14 protein-coding genes are annotated in these 13,096 nt (G+C 65.6%); 7 read left to right on the top strand and 7 right to left on the bottom strand.

Features of this window, described 5'->3' with window-relative positions; translation table 11 throughout:
• The first annotated feature begins 49 nt into the window (after positions 1–49).
• Entirely contained in the window at positions 50–1,720 is a 1,671-nt protein-coding gene (locus CSW57_RS23530) for a DEAD/DEAH box helicase (RefSeq protein ID WP_223249484.1), read from the top strand.
• 96 nt (positions 1,721–1,816) lie between these two features.
• Here the strand turns inward: CSW57_RS23530 and CSW57_RS23535 are convergent, their stop codons facing one another.
• Positions 1,817–2,023 carry a DUF7455 domain-containing protein gene (locus tag CSW57_RS23535; RefSeq protein ID WP_030163359.1) on the bottom strand — a complete coding sequence of 69 codons (207 nt, stop codon included), beginning with the start codon at positions 2,021–2,023 and terminating at the stop codon, positions 1,817–1,819.
• A gap of 254 nt (positions 2,024–2,277) precedes the next feature.
• Here CSW57_RS23535 and CSW57_RS23540 point away from each other — a divergent pair, with 254 nt between their 5' ends.
• Together CSW57_RS23540 and CSW57_RS23545 are read left to right on the top strand one after the other, a co-directional pair.
• The gene (locus CSW57_RS23540) at positions 2,278–3,237 is read left to right on the top strand and encodes an EamA family transporter (RefSeq protein ID WP_099385012.1); all 960 of its coding nucleotides are present in this window, start codon (positions 2,278–2,280) and stop codon (positions 3,235–3,237) included.
• An 18-nt stretch (positions 3,238–3,255) separates the two neighbouring features.
• Positions 3,256–3,609 carry a DUF952 domain-containing protein gene (locus tag CSW57_RS23545; RefSeq protein ID WP_099385013.1) on the top strand — a complete coding sequence of 118 codons (354 nt, stop codon included), beginning with the start codon at positions 3,256–3,258 and terminating at the stop codon, positions 3,607–3,609.
• Between the two features lie 18 nt (positions 3,610–3,627).
• Here CSW57_RS23545 and CSW57_RS23550 read toward each other — a convergent pair whose 3' ends face one another.
• Together CSW57_RS23550 and CSW57_RS23555 are read right to left on the bottom strand one after the other, a co-directional pair.
• Positions 3,628–4,311, bottom strand: a complete 684-nt coding sequence (locus tag CSW57_RS23550; RefSeq protein ID WP_099385014.1) for a response regulator — start codon at positions 4,309–4,311, stop codon at positions 3,628–3,630.
• Positions 4,308–5,516 (bottom strand): sensor histidine kinase, encoded by a 1,209-nt coding sequence (locus CSW57_RS23555; RefSeq protein ID WP_189339417.1) that lies wholly within the window; start codon positions 5,514–5,516, stop codon positions 4,308–4,310. The genes CSW57_RS23550 and CSW57_RS23555 overlap by 4 nt, the downstream gene beginning before the upstream one ends.
• 127 nt (positions 5,517–5,643) lie before the next feature.
• On the opposite strand from CSW57_RS23555, the gene CSW57_RS23560 reads away from it, so the two are divergent.
• A complete protein-coding gene (locus CSW57_RS23560) occupies positions 5,644–6,186 on the top strand; it encodes a hypothetical protein (protein WP_099385075.1) in 543 nt (180 codons plus the stop codon).
• Here CSW57_RS23560 and CSW57_RS23565 read toward each other — a convergent pair whose 3' ends face one another.
• On the bottom strand, positions 6,187–7,248 hold the full coding sequence (locus CSW57_RS23565) for a DUF5685 family protein (RefSeq protein ID WP_099385016.1): 1,062 nt from the start codon (positions 7,246–7,248) through the stop codon (positions 6,187–6,189). It abuts the gene before it with no gap.
• Between the two features lie 127 nt (positions 7,249–7,375).
• Here CSW57_RS23565 and CSW57_RS23570 point away from each other — a divergent pair, with 127 nt between their 5' ends.
• Positions 7,376–8,245: an alpha/beta hydrolase gene (locus tag CSW57_RS23570; RefSeq protein ID WP_099385017.1), complete on the top strand. Its 870-nt coding sequence runs from the start codon at positions 7,376–7,378 to the stop codon at positions 8,243–8,245.
• Here CSW57_RS23570 and CSW57_RS23575 read toward each other — a convergent pair.
• Together CSW57_RS23575 and ppgK are read right to left on the bottom strand one after the other, a co-directional pair.
• Positions 8,242–9,639: an RNA polymerase sigma factor gene (locus CSW57_RS23575; RefSeq protein ID WP_099385018.1), complete on the bottom strand. Its 1,398-nt coding sequence runs from the start codon at positions 9,637–9,639 to the stop codon at positions 8,242–8,244. The two genes, CSW57_RS23570 and CSW57_RS23575, sit on opposite strands and share 4 nt — an antisense overlap.
• Before the next feature lie 143 nt (positions 9,640–9,782).
• The gene (ppgK, locus tag CSW57_RS23580) at positions 9,783–10,577 is read right to left on the bottom strand and encodes a polyphosphate--glucose phosphotransferase (protein WP_030163340.1); all 795 of its coding nucleotides are present in this window, start codon (positions 10,575–10,577) and stop codon (positions 9,783–9,785) included.
• A 163-nt stretch (positions 10,578–10,740) separates the two neighbouring features.
• Here ppgK and CSW57_RS23585 point away from each other — a divergent pair, with 163 nt between their 5' ends.
• Positions 10,741–11,601, top strand: coding sequence for an inositol monophosphatase family protein (locus CSW57_RS23585; protein ID WP_099385019.1), 861 nt, complete (start codon positions 10,741–10,743; stop codon positions 11,599–11,601).
• 58 nt (positions 11,602–11,659) lie between these two features.
• On the opposite strand, the gene cei is transcribed toward CSW57_RS23585, so the two are convergent.
• Positions 11,660–12,340, bottom strand: a complete 681-nt coding sequence (gene cei / locus CSW57_RS23590; protein ID WP_099385020.1) for an envelope integrity protein Cei — start codon at positions 12,338–12,340, stop codon at positions 11,660–11,662.
• Positions 12,341–12,758: 418 nt separating this feature from the next.
• Here cei and CSW57_RS23595 point away from each other — a divergent pair, with 418 nt between their 5' ends.
• Positions 12,759–13,058: a DUF4193 domain-containing protein gene (locus CSW57_RS23595; RefSeq protein ID WP_030163338.1), complete on the top strand. Its 300-nt coding sequence runs from the start codon at positions 12,759–12,761 to the stop codon at positions 13,056–13,058.
• Positions 13,059–13,096 lie beyond the last annotated feature (38 nt).

Below are 13,096 nucleotides of genomic sequence, written 5' to 3' on the forward strand. Positions count from 1 at the left end.
CGGATCACAGGTCACGTCCGACCCAGCGCCCGCGCCTGCCGCGTCGTCGCTGCGTACCTGGCAGCGACGCGCGCTGACCAAATATCTGTCCGCGGCACCGCGAGACTTCCTGGCGGTCGCGACCCCGGGTGCAGGCAAGACGACGTTCGGTCTGCGGATCGCCACCGAATTGCTGACCGACCGCACCGTGGATCAGGTCACCGTCGTCGCGCCCACCGAGCACCTCAAGCACCAGTGGGCCGCAGCGGCCGCGCGCGCGGGAATTGCCCTCGATTCACGGTTCAGCAACAGCACCGGCCAGACCAGTTCGGACTTCCAGGGTGTCGTCGTGACCTATGCGCAGGTCGCGGCGCACCCGGCTCGACACCGGGTGCGAACCGAGAACCGCCGCACCCTGGTGATCCTCGACGAGATCCACCACGGAGGCGACGCGAAGAGTTGGGGAGATGCGATCCGCGAGGCGTTCTCCGACGCGACCAGGCGTCTGGCGTTGACGGGAACCCCGTTCCGGTCCGACGACAGCCCCATCCCGTTCATCAACTACGAACCCGAGCCGGGCGGTGGGGCGCGTTCGGTCGCCGACTACGTCTACGGGTATTCCGATGCCCTTGCGGACGGCGTGGTCCGGCCGGTTGTCTTCCTCGCGTACTCGGGGGAGGCAAGCTGGCGAAACAACGCGGGGGAAGAGTTCACCGCCCGCCTGGGTGAGCCGCTGTCGGCCGAGCACACCGCACGCGCCTGGCGGACCGCCCTGGACCCACACGGAGACTGGATCCCCGCCGTCCTGCAGGCCGCGCACACCCGGCTGCGGCAGCTCCGCACATCAGGGATGCCCGATGCCGGTGGGCTGGTGATCGCCAGCGATCAGACCGTCGCACGCGACTACGCCGAACTCCTGCAAGCCATCACCGGTAAGGCCCCGGCGGTCGTCCTGTCCGACGACCCCAAGTCGTCGAGCAGGATCGCGGAATTCGGTGACTCCGACGATGAGTGGATGGTCGCGGTCCGCATGGTGTCGGAGGGCGTCGACGTGCCGCGCTTGGCAGTCGGCGTCTACGCCACCAGTGCATCGACCCCGTTGTATTTCGCTCAGGCGATCGGCCGGTTCGTGCGGTCGCGGCGGCCCGGAGAGAACGCGAGTGTGTTCCTTCCCTCGGTGCCCGTGCTGCTTCAACTGGCCAGCCAGCTCGAAGCCCAACGCGACCATGTGCTCGGCAAACCGCACCGCGAGTCCGAGGGACTCGACGACGCGCTGCTGAACGACGCCAACAAGACCAAGGACGAGAAGGACGACGAACGGGGGTTCGAGTCCCTGCACGCCGACGCCGAGTTGGACCAGGTGATCTTCGACGGGTCCTCGTTCGGTACGGCCACGTTCTCGGGCAGTGACGAGGAGGCCGACTATCTCGGCCTCCCGGGGCTGCTCGATGCCGACCAGGTGCGGGACCTGTTGCAGAAGCGCCAGTCCGATCAGATCGAGGCCCGCAGTGCCGGTCCCGCGGCTGCGCCGGCCACACCGCGCGAACCCACCGTGGGCAATCAGCTCAGTGCGTTGCGCCGGGAGCTGAACAGCCTTGTCGCGATGCATCACCACCGGACCGGAAAACCGCACGGGCTGGTCCACAACGAATTGCGTGCGAAGCTCGGGGGACCGCCCACAGCGATGGCCACAGCAGAACAACTCCAGGCTCGGATCGAGGCGCTGCGCACCTGGCGTTAGGACTTGTGAGAAGTTACTGGGCCCAGACCGACCCCGCAAACGACACCGCCGCGGTTCACAGTGAGTGAACCGCGGCGGTGTTGTGTTTTCGGCGTGTCAGACGAGCTCTTCCTCGTTCGTGATCACGGTGGCGCCCATGTCCACCAGCCGGGCTTCGTGCTCGTTGAAGTGGTGGCGGCAGAACAGCAACTCGCCACCTGTGGAGAGGACAGCGCGTACACGGGCTGCTGCACCACATCGATCACAGCGGTCGGCAGTGGTCAACGGCATGGAGATCGGGGGCGTGGTGATGGTCTCTGACATTTTTTCCTCCGTCCCGGGCCTGCGCTGGCGCGGTCCCTTCGCGAGCTAACACACCGGGGTGGTGCATCCACTCTCACTCTTTCAGACGATCAGGGATTCGGCTTTGTTCCCGGGTGCCTCGGCGTGTGTCGTCACTCACCCGTAACAGCAGGTTTTCGATCGGCAACATCTGTGTGTCGCGGGCCCATGGAATGCGCCCCAGTACGCCTACCTCGCCGGGTCATCACCGCGGTCGTCATGCCTACAGTGAGCGCATGAGCAGCCGTGTCGATCCCTCCCGGTCGGAACGGATCTCCGCCAACCTACCTCTGCTCTTCATCATCGGGGCGGTGTGCCAGTACGTCGGTGCATCGGTTGCGGTGCCGCTGTTCTCCCAGCTCAACCCGGCGGCGGTGGCCTGGCTTCGGGCCACCGCCGCCGGACTCGTGCTGTTGGCGCTGTGGTGGCCGATCGCAGCGCGGCGATGGCCGAGGGGGGAGGGATCCTATCCACCTCGCCGACTCGCGATCGCAGCTGCTTTCGGGCTGATCACCATGGGTATGAACATGTCCTTCTACCTGGCGATCGACCATATCGACCTCGGGGTGGCCGTCGCGATCGAGTTCCTCGGGCCGATCGTCGTCGCAGCAGCGGGTTCGCGGACGATGTCGGACGGGGTTGCGGTGGTGTCGGTGCTGGTGGGCGTTGTCCTGCTCAGCGGGGCGAGTTTTTCCGGTGCGCCGCTCGGGGTGCTGTTTGCCCTGGTGGCCGCCGGATTGTGGGCCGGCTACATCGTGGTCGGCAAGATGGTGTCGACGGGGAACGTACATGCCGACTCGGCGCCGGCCGGCCCGGCGTGGCGCAACGGGATCGACGACCTGGCCATCGGTCTCAGCGTCGCCGGGGCCATCTGCGCCCCGGTGGTGATAGGCGTCACGACGACCATCTCGCCCGGAGAGCTCTGGAGCTGGCGGGTCCTGGCGCTCGGGGTCGCGGTCGGCGTGTTGTCGAGCGCCGTGCCGTATCTGCTCGACCAGGTGGTGCTCGCCCGACTCGGACGGTCCCAGTTCGCCTTGCTGCTCGCACTGCTGCCACTGACCGCGACGGTGGTGGGCGCCATCGCATTGGCGCAGGTGCCTTCGTGGACCGAGGTGTGCGGAATGGTGCTGGTGGTCGCCGCCATCGTCTTCTCGGCGCGATCGTCCGAAATTGACTCTGGCGCAGGTACCGGGTGATGCGGCAGGCTGGTAAGGGTGAGTGACGGCGTCCACCTGGTTCATTTGTGCTCGATATCCGACTGGCTCGAGGCACGTTCGAGTGGCGTCCTGGAACCGGAGTCGCTGACGCAGCAGGGGTTCGTGCACCTGTCTGAACGCACACAAGTCCACATCCCGGCCAATCTGCTCTATCGAGATCATTCCGATCTTGTTCTGTTGAGCATCGATCCGCAGCGAGTGGGCGGCGAGATCGTGTGGGAAGACGGCGACCCGCCGAGCGATGACGGAACGCAGTTCCCGCACCTCTACGACTCTCTGCCGACAAGCGCGGTCATCGGCGTGGAACGGTACGAGATGGATGACTCCGGCCGATATCCACAACTCAACTGACGGGCAGGTCTGGAGTGGTCAACCCGTGCCGTCGGGTCTGACGACACCGTGTTCGCGGGCGATGATCGCGGCCTGCACACGGGACTGGAGCCCGAGTTTGGTCAGAACCCGTGACACGTGAGTCTTGACGGTCGTCTCTCCGATGAACAACTCCGAGGCGATCTGCGCGTTCGACAATCCGCGTCCCAGTGCCGCCAACACGTCGCGTTCGCGTTCGGTCAGCTCGGCCAGCCCGCGTGCCACGACACGATCGGGTTCGGCCGCCGGCGGCCGCGGCGACGGGTGGTGGTCGGTGAACCGTTCGATCACCCTGCGGGTGACTTCGGGGGCAAGGGCAGCGTCCCCCCGCGCCACCGCGGTGACGGCCGACACCAGTTCTGTTGCGGTGGCGGTTTTGAGCATGAACCCGGCCGCTCCGGCGCGCAGCGCCGCGAAGACATAGTCGTCGATGTCGAAGGTGGTGAGGATCAGCACGTTGGCGTCGTGGGTGGCGTCGATGAGAGCGGTGGCCGCGATCCCGTCGGTGCCTGGCATGCGGATGTCCATCAGCACCACGTCTGGGTGGAGTTCTGCGACGAGCCGGACGGCGTCATCTCCGTCGACGGCCTCGCCGACGACCTCGATGTCGTTCACGCCGTCGAGCATGAGGCGGAGCCCCGCGCGGATGGCGGCATGGTCGTCCGCGATCACGACCCGGATCATCGGGACCCTGCCGACGTGGTCGATATACCGGCGGTGGTGTCGAGGACAATGGTCGGCAACTGCGCGGACACTCGCCATCGTCCTTGTGAGACAGACACTTCGAGCACGCCGCCCACCGACGACGCGCGCATCCTCATGTTCGTGATGCCGTGGCCGGCCTCCGGCAGGGCTGCCGTGGTTCCGTCTGGTACGGGGTTCGTCACAGCGATCGACAGAGACGAATCATCCTGCTGCACATCGATCTCGATGGCGCTGCCGGGACTGTGGACCGTTGCGTTGGTGATGGCCTGCTGAATGATGCGGAAGGCGGCGATGTCGGTGGCCGGGGCCAGGCGTGAGTGGCCGATCGTCGCCCGCACGGGAGAACCGGCGGCCCGTGCGGCGTCGATCAACCGGTCCACCCGGGCCATGGTCGCGGTGGCCGGAGGATCGACATCGTCGCTCCCGGAGAGCAATTCGATCATCGTGCGCATCTCACCGAGTGCGTCGACGCTGCTAGCCCGCACAGTACGCAGCACTGTCTCGCGGGTTGTCGAGTCGGTGGTCTCCAGGGCCGCTGCAGTCTGTAGTGCGATGCCCGACAAATGGCCCGCGATCACGTCGTGGAGATCGCGCGCCAGCTGTCGGCGTTCCTGGGCGACCGCGGCCTCCTGTTCCCGGACGGCCAGTTCCTCGGTCGCCTGAGCCCTGGCGCGTTCGCTGCCGGCTGCGATCTGATGTTGCCTGATCGCGTGGCCATAGGAGGCGGGAGACGCGATCAGTGCGGTCACCAGCAGCATGACCATCAAGGCGACCCGCCAGTCACCGGAACCCGCGATCGCCGTGGTCAGGGCGACCGCGGCGATCAGCCAGTTCGCCAGCAACATGGCCCGCCGAGTCTGGGTGGATCCGTACCTCGCGACGGAGTAGACGACATCGGAGTACACGATCCACACCGCGATCGTGGGGCCGGCGAACGCATCGACAACCATGACGGCCAGGCATCCGCCGAGAGCGATGTCCGGGCGGGTCGACCGCAGCGATTGGAAAGCGCACGCAAGGGCGAGTGCGACATATGGGACCCACTCCGGGACGACAGAGACAAGCGGCTCACCGCCGAAGAAGTAACGCAGGTCGCCGACGTAGAGCGCGATGCCCAGAACGAAAAATGCCACGGCCACTGCGACATCGCGCCGGCGGTCCGGGTCGATGGTGAACTTTGTCATCGCGGCGCCTCCTTGCACACCACCATGACAACACACCGGCTGACAGCGGTCGTCGTCCCAAGTGATGACTCTTTCTCGATCTCGTGGCCGATGTGTCGGGTGCGGCCACCGACCGAGACTCGTCGGTATGGAATCGCCTGTTCTCGGTGTGATCGTCGGTTGTGAAGTGGGTTTCTGGGTGGTCGTCTTCGGTGCACTGGCGGTTCGATATCTCCTGCACCGACAACGTGCCTCGATCATCGTGCTGGCTTTGTTGCCCCTGCTCGACGTGGTTCTGCTCGGTGCGGTCGCACTGGACTTGCAGCGGGGGAGCGACGTCGAGACGGTGCATCGCCTTGCCGGTATTTATCTGGGGGTGACCGTCGCGTTCGCCCATTACCTGATCAGGTGGGCCGATGCCAGGTTCGCTCACTGGTTTGCCGACGGGCCGCCGCCTGTGGCCCGACAATCAAAGGGCAGGAACGCTTTTCGGCACGAGGTGGAGATGTTCGGACGGTGGATCTGTGCTGCCGCGGTGTCGATCGTCGCAGTTCTCCTGCTGGCCTGGACCGTAGCGGACGGTGATCAAGCACGTGGCTTGTTCGGCGTCTTCCCCACGCTGGGGATGATCACGGTTGTCTGGCTGCTCGTCGGACCGCTGTGGTCGTTGGCCGATGTCCGCGCCGATTGATCAGCAGTCGCAGCAATCACAGACGTCGCAGCAGTCGCACCCGTTGCATGCGGCTTGGTGCCGGCGTCCGTTGCACGGATTGGTGTGGTCCGCGCAGCAGGCGTAGCCGGTGCAGTACACGCCCATCCACGGCAGGACCCGCTTGTAGAACGGCGGCAGTTGCGGCTGACGACGGTGTCCGGGGCTGGTGAACACTGCATCGGGACCAGGACCGAAGACGCGGACCAGCGCACGATTCAATCCGCCGATCAACAGCATCCGCAGCAAGCGGTCATCGCGCAACCGCACCCCGTCAAGCGCCACCCTGATCGCATCCACCAACCGCACGCACTCTGCCCGCGCGAACTCCACACTGGTTCCCGTTGCGATCAACGGATTGAAGTCTCCACCTGCTCGATCACGCTCGAGATCCTCTACCGCATCCAGCAAGTGAGCACACCGTCCGAAATCGCGACCGATGCCTGCCAATAACTCCTGATTGCCCGGCACTCCCGCCAATTCCGCTGTCGCTGCAAAGACTGCGGCACCAGCGGACGCTGCATTCTCGGTGATCTCCACCAACGACACCGATCCCGACTCCACCTGTGCCTGAGCACCCAGCTGCGTCAACAACTCCCCACCACCCATCGCAGCCGACACCGGCGCATCGGCCAACGCCCGAGACCGCAGCCGCGGCTCCGCCCACCGTGCACCCCCGGCCCGCGCCGCGGACGGCGACGCGACCCCCGCCGCCCGCTCTGCCACCACATCGGCAGCTTTGGCCGAGGCCAACGTCAGCGACGCCGTCGCCCCCAACCGCACGCTGACATCACTCGCCGAGACCACCTTCGCCCCCCGCATACCCCGCAACGCACACCGCCCTGCCGACACCAACTCCGGCGCCGACTCACGCTGCGCATCAACAAGAACCGACACCACCACCGCATCGGTATTGGTCGTCAACCGTGACAACTGTCCGTGAGAAGACCTCAACGCCAAACACACACCACACAAGTGCGCACGCCACTGCGCGCCCAACTCTTCATCCAAATGCGCCACGCATGGGCTCAACACTCCGAACATGCGGATATGGAAGCACAACAGAGGGCGCCGGGCCTCGCGGAAACCCGGATTTACCCCCGATGATCATTCAGACTGCTGACGTGCGCTCTCGACGCGAGCGCAGAAGCCCCGGCGGGAAGGATCCGAGATGCCGTCTGAGTTCGTTGTCGATTCGGTCCACGGCGCAGTGTTGTCCGGCTTGCGGTGGGAGCCCGCCGGGAAGCCGGTGGCAACCGTGTTGCTGGTACACGGCATGGGTGAGCACATTCGCCGGTACGAGGACACCGCCCACGCCTTGACCGCTGACGGCTTCGCCGTGGTCGGCTACGACCATCGCGGGCACGGTTCGTCGGTACTTCCCGGACGCGTCCCCGGCGATCTCGGACCGGACGGCTGGAATGCCCTGGTTGCCGACGTGGGGCGACTGATCGATGTGGCGAAGAACGAGTTTCCGGAATCGCCTCTGGTGGTGATCGCTCACAGCATGGGGTCATTCGCCACGCAGCAGCACCTACTCGAGCACAGCGACGACGTGGCCGCCGTGGTGCTGAGCGGGACAGCGGCCCTGGACGCCCTCGAACCTGCACTCGACCTCGACAGCGAATTGGACCTGTCGATGTTCAACGCACCCTTTGCCCCGGCACGAACCGACTTCGACTGGCTGACGAGGGACACCGAGATCGTCGATGACTACGTCGCCGACCCGCTGTGCGGTTTCGGCATCGATGCAACGGCAACCCGTGAGATGTTCACCGGGGCCCGCAGACTTGCCGACCCCGCGCTCGCGCGAATGATGCGCCGCGACCTACCGATCCTGATCGCGGTGGGCGATCAGGATCCGGTCGGTGGCGGGGGAGCACTGGTCGATCAGTTGGCAGCCCACTACCGGTCTGCTGGGCTCATCGACGTCACCGTCCGGGTGTTCCCCGGCGCCCGGCACGAGATCCTGAACGAGACCAACCGTACGCAAGTACGCAATGAACTCATCGCCTGGATGATGCGGGCGGTCGGCCCCTAGTCGAGGTAGTCGCGCAGAACCTGCGACCGTGACGGGTGGCGCAGCTTCGACATGGTCTTCGACTCGATCTGGCGGATGCGCTCGCGGGTGACCCCGTAGACCTGGCCGATCTCGTCCAGGGTGCGTGGCTGCCCGTCGGTCAGGCCGAATCTCAGGCGGACGACACCGGCTTCGCGCTCGGACAGTGTCTCGAGCACCGATTGGAGCTGGTCCTGCAGCAAGGTGAACGACACGGCGTCCACGGCCACGACCGCTTCGGAATCCTCGATGAAGTCACCGAGCTGGCTGTCGCCTTCGTCGCCGATGGTCTGATCGAGCGAGATGGGCTCGCGCGCGTACTGCTGGATCTCCAGCACTTTCTCGGGCGTGATGTCCATCTCCTTGGCGAGCTCTTCAGGAGTGGGTTCACGACCCAGGTCCTGCAGGAGTTCGCGCTGGATGCGTCCGAGTTTGTTGATGACCTCGACCATGTGCACCGGGATGCGGATGGTGCGGGCCTGGTCGGCCATGGCCCGGGTGATGGCCTGACGGATCCACCATGTGGCGTAGGTCGAGAACTTGTAGCCCTTGGTGTAGTCGAACTTCTCCACTGCACGGATGAGACCGAGGTTGCCTTCCTGGATCAGGTCCAGGAATGCCATTCCGCGGCCTGTGTACCGCTTGGCCAGGGAGACGACGAGACGGAGGTTGGCCTCGAGCAGGTGATTCTTGGCGCGGCCACCGTCGCGCGAAATCCACGACAGATCGCGCCGTTGGGCCACGGTGAGCTTTTCTCCGGAATCGGTGATCCGCCGCATGCGTTCGGTGGCGAACAGGCCGGCCTCGATGCGCTTGGCGAGTTCGACCTCCTCTTCGGCGTTGAGGAGAGCAACCTTGCCGATCTGCTTGAGGTACGCGCGGACCGAGTCGGCGGACGCGGTGAGCTCGGCGTCCTTGCGGGCCTGCCGCAAGGCCTCGGACTCGTCTTCGTCCCACACGAAGTCACCGGAGGCCTTGTCGGTCTCGGACGGTTCTTCGACATCCTCGTCGGCCTTCTTGGCCTTGCCCTTACCCGGTGCGACGACTCCGGCCTCGACAGTGTCGTCGTCGACCACGACCACGACGTCGTCGTCGGTCAGTTCGCCCTCGGGTACGTCGATGTCATCGATCGAGGGATCCGGTTCGAGACCTTCGCCTTCGATGATGTCGCCATCAGGCGCGCCGTCGACCTTTTTGGTCGCGCGCTTTGCGCCTGCCTTCTTGGCCGGGGCTTTTTTCGCCGGGGCCTTCTTGGCGGCTGTCTTCTTGGCGGCTGCTTTCTTTGCGGGTGCCTTGCGCGCCCGCGACGCGGTCACCGACTCCGATTCCGACTGCTCGGTATCCGGTTCGGTTTGGCGGGTTTTCGTGGCTGCCACGTACGACCTTTCGGGCTATCTCCGTGACACCGAAACCGGTGGGTTTCGCCGCGGAGACGGTGTCCCGCCGAGATGTCACTCGGCGAAGCTGGGGGCTTGGGGGGAACCGGCGTACAGCCAGTCGAATGCCATTGTAACGGCACCTAGGGGCGCAATCCCGCCTCCACCGCCATAGCGGCGCCCACAATCCCGGCGGTGTTCTGCAAAGTGGCCGGTACAACGGGTGTCTGGTTGGTCAGATGAGGAATCCATTTGTGCGCCTTTCGGCTGATCCCGCCGCCCGCGATGAAGACCTCGGGCCAGAACAGTGCCTCGTACGCCGACAGCACGACGGACACCTCCTCGGCCCACTTGGAGTAGGACAGGTCGTTGTCTTCCTTCACCTTCGACGACGCCCGGTGTTCGGCCTCTTTGCCACCGACCTCCATGTGGCCGAGTTCGGTGTTCGGGATGAGCGTGCCGCCGAACATGATCGCCGAGCCGATCCCGGTACCGAAGGTCAACAGCATCACCACACCCTTGTAGTCCTTGCCCGCGCCGTACCGGTCTTCGGCCATGCCGGCCGCGTCGGCGTCGTTGAGCACCGACAGCTGTCGGTCCCCCAGTTCGGCACCGAGCAGCTTGTAGACGTCCGTCCCGATCCAGCCCTTGTCGACGTTGGCGGCGGTGCGTGCGACGCCTCCGGTGATCACGCAGGGCAGGGTGACGCCGACGGGTCCCTTCCAATCGAAGTGCCCGACGACTTCGCGGATGCCGCCGGCAACGGCTTCAGGAGTGGCCGGCTGCGGGGTCAGGACCTTGAATCGATCGCCGACCAGCTGTCCGGTGGTCAGATCGACGATCCCGCCCTTGATCCCCGATCCGCCGACATCGACGCCGAACCCCAGCTTGTTCGACTCTGGTAACGACTCGGTGGACACCCCGGGTTCACTGGACACGAGAACGGCTCCTTCGGCTCGACACGGCGGTGACACCAACCGGCCCGCCGTTGTTCAGGCTAGTCAGCACGCAGGGGTTCTGCGCGACGTCGGGCGGATCTGTTCGCGTTCGGTTCACCGGGTCGCCCCGTCGTTTCGGCCAGGGGTGTGCTCACATGTAGCAATGGCGGAACTCGAGCCGGCCGACCTGACCGCGGTGGCGATCCAGGTTGCCGAACAGGCAGCACAGCACGTGCGCACCCGAAGGCCCGAGGTCTTCGGATCTGGTGTCACGAAAACCGATGCACCGCAATCGGTGTCGACAAAGAGTACCGACACTGATCCGGTCACGATCGTCGACACCGAGTCCGAGAGCCTGGTCCGCGGGCTGCTCGCGTCGCTGCGTCCGGACGATGCCGTGCTCGGCGAAGAAGAGGGTGGCTCGGTCGAGGTTCCTTCGGGTGTCCGGTGGGTCATCGACCCCATCGACGGCACGGTCAACTTTCTTTACGGCATTCCCGCGTACTCGGTCTCGGTCGGCGCCCAGGTGAACGGGCGCACGGTCGCCGGAGCTGTTGTCGACGTCGTCCGCGGCACCACCTACTCCGCCACTCGTGGCGGGGGCGCGTACTCGGATGATGGCTCGGGTCCGGTCCGGCTCCGGACGAACCCCATCGACAAGGTCGGGCTCGCTCTGGTGGCCACCGGTTTCGGCTACGGATCGGCGCGTCGACGGGTCCAGGGCGAGTTGATCTCAGCTTTGCTGCCACACATCCGCGACGTCCGCAGGATCGGTTCGGCCGCACTCGATCTCTGCATGGTGGCCAGTGGGGCGGTGGACGCACATTTCGAACACGGCCTGAGCCCGTGGGATTGGGCGGCCGGGTCGCTGATCGCTGAAGAGGCGGGCGCCGTGGTGACGATCCCCGACGCCACCTCACGGAGCGCAGCGGGCAACGTCACCCTGGCCATGGCACCGGGTATCGCCGACGAATTGGGCGAGTTGCTGGCGCGGCTGGGTGCCCTGGAGCCGATCCCGGACTAGATCCGGCTACGGGCTACGGGCTACGGGCTACGGGCTACGGGCTACGGGCGGTCGGTGATCAGCAGGGGGAGTCGTGCACCGCTGCCACCACTGCAGGGTCGGCGCCGGTGTTCGGGTCCTGAGGATTGGCCACCCGCAGCGTGTCGAGGACGGCGAGTGCGTCCTGATTCTGTCCACTTTCGCCGTAGTTGTTGCCGAGTGCGAGGTCGACGTCGGTTCCTGGGCGCCCGTCGTTGATCAGCTGCGTGCACGGCGCTGCGATCCACAGTGCAGCAGCGGCGGCCTTGCCGCCTTCGCCGAACCGGATCTGCCCGAAACAGTCGAGATTGCGATCCGGATAGAGGGGATCGTCTCCGTAGGCATTTTCCGGCGCGGCCTGGAATCCGAGGGCGGTGAGGTCGTCGAGGATGGTCTGCGCCATGCCCTGTTCGTCTGTCGCATTGAGGACCCGGATCTGAAAACTGCTCAACGCGGCGGGCGGAACCTGCAGCATCTCGTCGGTGGCGGCCGGTGTACCCACCACGGGTGTGGGCCCTTCGGGAGCAGCCGATGGAGACTGAGGTTGCGGACAATCGGTCGGGGTCGCCTGCGTGTCGGACGAGGACAGGGCACCGGCCCACACCACCGCAGCGATGAGTGCAAGCACCACCGCAGCGATGATGGCCGGGAGGTAGCGGCGTCGCCGGAAGGGACGGCCGCGATCATCGGTGGGGTAGCCGTAGGTGATCTGGGAAACCACGGGTTCTCAGGTGCCTTCCGCGCGCAGTTGTGGGGCGAGTCAACTGTAGTCGGTACACACCGCGGCGCCGCGCAGCTGGACACGCAGGCGATTTGGGCCGCGTCGCCCATCATGCGCGGCACACGGCTTCCGGCGGGAATGTTCTCGCGCGGCCGTTGTTGTTGACTCTGAGCAACGGCTGGGCTAGGCTTCGGCCGCCTCGGTTGGACAGCCCAAAAAGAGGCTATCCACCAACTGTGGCGAAAATCACAGAAATCATGCTCCTGTTCGGCAACGAATACTGATCGATGGCTCGTTGTCCAAGGGGCATCGTCGCGGAACTTTGCAGATGGGGAAGTACGCGGCTTGTTGGGACTTTTGGAACCTGCACACATCGGGAACCTGAAAGTCGCAGGCGCTTCTATTTTAAGGCGGAATGATGGCAACTGATTACGATGCGCCGAGGCGCACTGAATCCGACGAGGTATCCGAGGACTCCCTCGAAGAGCTGAAGGCGCGGCGGAGTGAGGCGCAAGCCGCCTCCGTCGACATCGACGAAGGCGACACCGCCGAGTCGTTCGAACTCCCGGGGGCAGACCTGTCGGGTGAAGAACTCTCGGTGCGGGTCATCCCGAAGCAGGCGGACGAGTTCACCTGCACCAGCTGCTTCCTCGTCTACCACCGCAGCCGACTCGCGACCGAGAACGGTAACTCGCGTATCTGCGTCGACTGCGCTTGACACAACGCCGTCCGCGACCACGGTGTGGCGGAAGGCGA

Origin of the sequence: Williamsia muralis (genome assembly GCF_002735905.1) — a bacterium.
Classification (GTDB): Bacteria; Actinomycetota; Actinomycetes; order Mycobacteriales; family Mycobacteriaceae; genus Williamsia; species Williamsia muralis_A.

What these genes read in the sequence shown, in the direction of transcription:
- CSW57_RS23560 (WP_099385075.1), top strand. Translation starts at nt 5,644, where the DNA reads ATGGAATCGCCTGTTCTCGGTGTGATCGTCGGTTGTGAAGTGGGTTTC.
- CSW57_RS23585 (WP_099385019.1), top strand. Translation starts at nt 10,741, where the DNA reads ATGGCGGAACTCGAGCCGGCCGACCTGACCGCGGTGGCGATCCAGGTT.
- CSW57_RS23555 (WP_189339417.1), bottom strand. Translation starts at nt 5,516, where the DNA reads ATGACAAAGTTCACCATCGACCCGGACCGCCGGCGCGATGTCGCAGTG.
- CSW57_RS23595 (WP_030163338.1), top strand. Translation starts at nt 12,759, where the DNA reads ATGGCAACTGATTACGATGCGCCGAGGCGCACTGAATCCGACGAGGTA.
- CSW57_RS23570 (WP_099385017.1), top strand. Translation starts at nt 7,376, where the DNA reads ATGCCGTCTGAGTTCGTTGTCGATTCGGTCCACGGCGCAGTGTTGTCC.
- CSW57_RS23565 (WP_099385016.1), bottom strand. Translation starts at nt 7,248, where the DNA reads ATGTTCGGAGTGTTGAGCCCATGCGTGGCGCATTTGGATGAAGAGTTG.
- CSW57_RS23540 (WP_099385012.1), top strand. Translation starts at nt 2,278, where the DNA reads ATGAGCAGCCGTGTCGATCCCTCCCGGTCGGAACGGATCTCCGCCAAC.
- CSW57_RS23550 (WP_099385014.1), bottom strand. Translation starts at nt 4,311, where the DNA reads ATGATCCGGGTCGTGATCGCGGACGACCATGCCGCCATCCGCGCGGGG.
- CSW57_RS23535 (WP_030163359.1), bottom strand. Translation starts at nt 2,023, where the DNA reads ATGTCAGAGACCATCACCACGCCCCCGATCTCCATGCCGTTGACCACT.